This window comes from uncultured Clostridium sp., from assembly GCF_934754915.1.
Taxonomy (GTDB): Bacteria; Bacillota; Clostridia; order Clostridiales; family Clostridiaceae; genus Clostridium.
Genome location: NZ_CAKVKB010000210.1, coordinates 1 through 4,374 on the forward strand (window position 1 = coordinate 1; position 4,374 = coordinate 4,374).

The window sequence follows — 4,374 nt, forward strand, 5'->3', positions numbered from 1 at the left end:
TTGATATTAGACATTCTCCAACTAGCAATGACAGGTTGATGTATGATTATATTATTCGTTCTGGTAAACCTTTTATGATTATTGCTAACAAAGCAGATAAGATTGCTCCTACAAAGGTTTTAGATACTGTTGCTAGTTTGCAAAAGGAAATCAACCCTTTGATGGATGCAACTATGATGCCTTTTTCTTCGGAGAAAAAAGTTTTTTGCGATGATGTTTGGAAAGTGCTTGAAGAATATATTTAAAAAAAAGACGATTTTATATTTTTACTATAAAATCGTCTTTTTCGTATATCTTGAAATTTATACATTTTTTATATTTACAACAATTTTTCCAACTCTTTTATCTTATCTCTAACCTCAGCAGCTTTCTCAAATTCCATTTTACTAGCAAGCTCTAGCATATCATTAGTCAACTTATTAATTGTTTCCTTAATATCTTCATCTTTTTCTGCCTTAAATTCAACCCCAATATCTTCTGTTTGAACAGCCCTAATAGCATCTCTTACAGATTTATTTATGGTCTTAGGTGTAATTCCATGAACCTTATTATATTCGGTTTGAATTTTACGTCTTCTATTGGTTTCTGATATCGCTTTTTCCATAGAATCTGTTAGAACATCTGCATACATTATAACAGTTCCGTCAGTATTTCTTGCAGCACGTCCTATTGTTTGGATTAATGAACGTTCTGAACGTAAAAATCCTTCTTTATCCGCATCTAATATTGCAACCAAAGATACCTCTGGTATATCTAAGCCTTCTCTTAATAAGTTTATTCCAACTAGAACATCAAATTCTCCAAGCCTTAAATTTCTAATTATTTCCATTCTTTCTAATGCTTTTGTATCTGAATGCATATAATTTACTTTTATATCCAAACTCTTTAAATATTCTGTTAAATCTTCTGCCATCTTTTTGGTTAATGTTGTAACCAATACTCTTTCTTTCTTTTCGACTCTAATTCTTATCTGTTCTATTAAATCATCAACCTGATTTGTTACAGGCTTAACTTCTATTTTAGGGTCTAAAAGTCCTGTTGGCCTAATAATTTGCTCTACAACATTTTCTTTTGAATGTTCTTTTTCATAGTCAGCTGGTGTCGCACTTACAAAAACAACTTGATTTATTCTTTGTTCAAATTCTTCAAATTTTAGTGGTCTATTATCATATGCTGATGGAAGCCTAAATCCATAATTTACAAGTGAATCTTTTCTTGATTTATCTCCATTATACATGGCTCTAACCTGAGGTATTGTTGCATGAGATTCGTCTATTAGCAATAAATAATCTTTTGGAAAATAATCAAACAATGTATATGGTGGACTTCCAGCTTTTCTTCCACTCATATGTCTTGAATAATTTTCTATTCCTTGACAAAATCCAGTTTCTTTCATCATTTCAATATCAAAATTCGTTCTTTCTTCTATACGTTGTGCTTCTATCAATTTATTTTGCGATTTGAAGTATTTTATACGTTCTTGAAGCTCTTCTTCTATTGTTACAATTGCTCTATCAAGCTTGTCTCTGCTGGTTACATATTGTGATGCAGGTGGAATTAAGACATGTTCTCTAGTTCCTATTGCCTTTCCTGTTAGTGGATTAATTTCCGATATTTTTTCTATTTCATCTCCCCAAAATTCTACCCTTAATGCTGATTCGCTAGTTGATGATGGGTAAATTTCTAAAATATCTCCTTTTGCTCTGAATGTTCCTCTTTTGAAGTCTATTTCGTTTCTTGAATATTGCATTGTAACTAATTTCTTCATTACTTCATCTCTTGATTTTTCCATAGTTGGTCTTAAAGATAGCATCATCTCTTGATAGTCTTCTGGATCTCCTAAACCATATATACATGATACTGATGCTACTACTATTACGTCCCTTGTTTCAAATAGCGATAATGTTGCAGAATGACGTAGTTTGTCTATTTCATCATTTATTGATGCATCTTTTTCAATATATGTGTCTGAGGCTGCTATGTAGCTTTCTGGTTGATAGTAGTCATAATATGATACAAAATATTCTACTCTGTTTTCTGGAAAGAACTCTTTAAACTCAGAGTATAATTGTCCGAGCTAATGTTTTATTATGTGCTAAAACCAATGTTGGTCTTTGAGTTTTAGCTATTATATTCGCCATAGTAAAAGTTTTTCCTGAACCCGTAACACCTAGAAGTGTCTGGAATTTCTTGCCATCTTCTATTCCCTTTGATAGGTATTCTATTGCTTGTGGTTGGTCGCCTGTTGGCTTAAATTCTGAGTGTAATTTAAACATTTTTCCTCCCTTTATAAATATGTTCTACAATAAATCAATCCAATTTCTTCTTCCATACATAATCCTTACTATTTGTATATTTTCATTCTTAATTCTATAAAATACAATATAGTTATCTATTATTAGTTTTCTTATTTCTAATTTTATTATTATATCATCATCTATAATAGCATGTATATTGGGATTACTCTTTAAATTATTTATTTCTCTTCTTATCTTATTTATTAAATTTTCTGCTGTTTGTGGTTCTTGTAAATTATTTTTTATATATTTTTTTATTTCAATTAAATCCTGTTTAGATTCCTCTGAATATTCTATATAGTATTTCATAGACAACCCTTCCTTTTATATTTTATCCAATTCTTCGTATACTTCTTTGTCTGAGTATGTCTTTCCTTCTTCTAATGATCTTATTCCTTTTTCTAATTCTTTATATAACATATATTTATCTGTCAAAAGTTCGTATAATTCAATACTCATTACAGCTAAATCTCCTGCACCATTTTTTGTAATATATACTGGTTTCTTTGTTTGATGACAAATTGTAGAAATTTCATTATAATTATTTCTTAAATCCGAACTTGGTCTAATAATTGGCATAACAACCACCTCCATTAATATTCTATACATATTTTATCAAAATATTGATATATAGTCAATATTTTTTCATTTATATTAATCAAAAAGAACCACTATATTTCAAGCAGTTCTCTAAATGTTACATCACTTTGTCTTTGATTCATTTTATTACTTATATAATCTTAAAACTTGATATTGGTATGCATCACCTTTTTCTGTATAACCAATTGAAATTCCTTTTCCGTTATTTGCTACTTTACCAGAATTAGATTTTGTCTTTGCCTCTTCCAATAATGTATCAATTTCTGAGTCAGTTATTTGACTATTATTTGCCTTAATTAAATATTTAATATATGAAATGGCATTTGATTCATATTGACTATTTTTTTCAACATATAAAAGCATATAATTTACATTTTCAGTTGTCTTATCACCAGTATATTCTTCTGGAACAACTACTAAATAAATTCCTTCTATTAATCCATACCAATATTGATTATTACTTTCTGTTAGATAATCAGGTGATGCTGGGTTTAATGAACTATTATCAACTATTTCTGTATTAAATTTTGAAACTAAAACATCAACCGTTTCTTTTTCAACCCAACCATATTTTTCTTGAGTTTCTTGTAAATCTCTTTTTGTCTCTTCTAAATCACGATTTGAAAATTGAACTACTGTAATACATATAGCAATAACAACAACCACAAATATAACAACACAAATTCCTGTAATTTTTTTCTTATCCATAATTTTATCCCCCTACATTTTATTTCTATTATTTTATATCACAAAAGCCAATAATTATCAACATTATTATTGTTCTACCCAATTCTCTCCGTTATCATTAGAAGAATAAACTTTATAATCTCCTCCATTATAATCTCCATCTGAACCTTGTGAAATCTTTATATAAATTATTCCATTTTCAACAGTTGGTAAATTATAATAGTCATATATATCGCTTTTGCTTATTACAAGCTCATCAAAATTATAGCCACCATCTCTTGTAATATATATAGTAGACTTTTCTCCTCCAACTGATGGCATAGATAAAAATCCAACTTTTTCGTTGATAAATTTGAATTGTGTAGATGTTCTAAAATTCTTTTCTTCATCACCTATTCCATAAAATATATTTGTCCAGTTTATTCCACCATCTTCTGTTTTACATAGCTCGCCAAAAGCCTGCCCTCCAAGTGCTACATCTTCGAATTTCAACATATACCCTATTTTTGAATTAATGAATTGTAAACAGTCAATTGTAGAATCATTTTCTATTTCAGTTGTATTCCATGTTTCACCTCTGTCATCTGAATATACTAAATATCTCTTATTATCTTTAATGTAATAAAAAATTATCTTTTCTTCAGATATTTGGTAATTATTTGTTTTATATGAATCTTGCATATTTGAAAAATCTCCTGGAACTTCGATAACATTTTTTCCATCTAAGCTAACATATAAAATACCATTTTGAATTTTGAAATCGTTTTTTCCAACACTAACAACACTATAA

Annotated in this window: 4 protein-coding genes and 2 pseudogenes; 1 reads left to right on the plus strand and 5 read right to left on the minus strand. The window is 28.8% G+C overall.

Going from position 1 to position 4,374, the window contains the following annotated elements:
* Nucleotides 1-245: pseudogene (locus Q0F58_RS17525) on the plus strand (hypothetical protein); the annotation flags it as partial.
* A 74-nt stretch (nucleotides 246-319) separates the two neighbouring features.
* Here the strand turns inward: Q0F58_RS17525 and uvrB are convergent.
* The 5 genes and pseudogenes from uvrB to Q0F58_RS17550 all read right to left on the minus strand — a co-directional run.
* Nucleotides 320-2,276, minus strand: a pseudogene (gene uvrB, locus Q0F58_RS17530) (excinuclease ABC subunit UvrB).
* Nucleotides 2,277-2,300: 24 nt separating this feature from the next.
* Nucleotides 2,301-2,606, minus strand: coding sequence for a type II toxin-antitoxin system RelE/ParE family toxin (locus Q0F58_RS17535; RefSeq protein ID WP_294379156.1), 306 nt, complete (start codon nucleotides 2,604-2,606; stop codon nucleotides 2,301-2,303).
* A gap of 15 nt (nucleotides 2,607-2,621) precedes the next feature.
* A complete protein-coding gene (locus Q0F58_RS17540; protein WP_294379157.1) occupies nucleotides 2,622-2,876 on the minus strand; it encodes a type II toxin-antitoxin system prevent-host-death family antitoxin in 255 nt (84 codons plus the stop codon).
* Nucleotides 2,877-3,023: 147 nt separating this feature from the next.
* Nucleotides 3,024-3,605, minus strand: coding sequence for a hypothetical protein (locus tag Q0F58_RS17545; RefSeq protein WP_294379158.1), 582 nt, complete (start codon nucleotides 3,603-3,605; stop codon nucleotides 3,024-3,026).
* 66 nt (nucleotides 3,606-3,671) lie between these two features.
* Nucleotides 3,672-4,374: WD40/YVTN/BNR-like repeat-containing protein (locus Q0F58_RS17550; protein ID WP_367118212.1), on the minus strand; the 703-nt coding region annotated here is incomplete at its 5' end.

Coding starts and splice junctions, on each gene's coding strand:
- Q0F58_RS17535 (WP_294379156.1), bottom strand. CDS start 2,606: ATGAAATACTATATAGAATATTCAGAGGAATCTAAACAGGATTTAATT.
- Q0F58_RS17540 (WP_294379157.1), bottom strand. CDS start 2,876: ATGCCAATTATTAGACCAAGTTCGGATTTAAGAAATAATTATAATGAA.
- Q0F58_RS17545 (WP_294379158.1), bottom strand. CDS start 3,605: ATGGATAAGAAAAAAATTACAGGAATTTGTGTTGTTATATTTGTGGTT.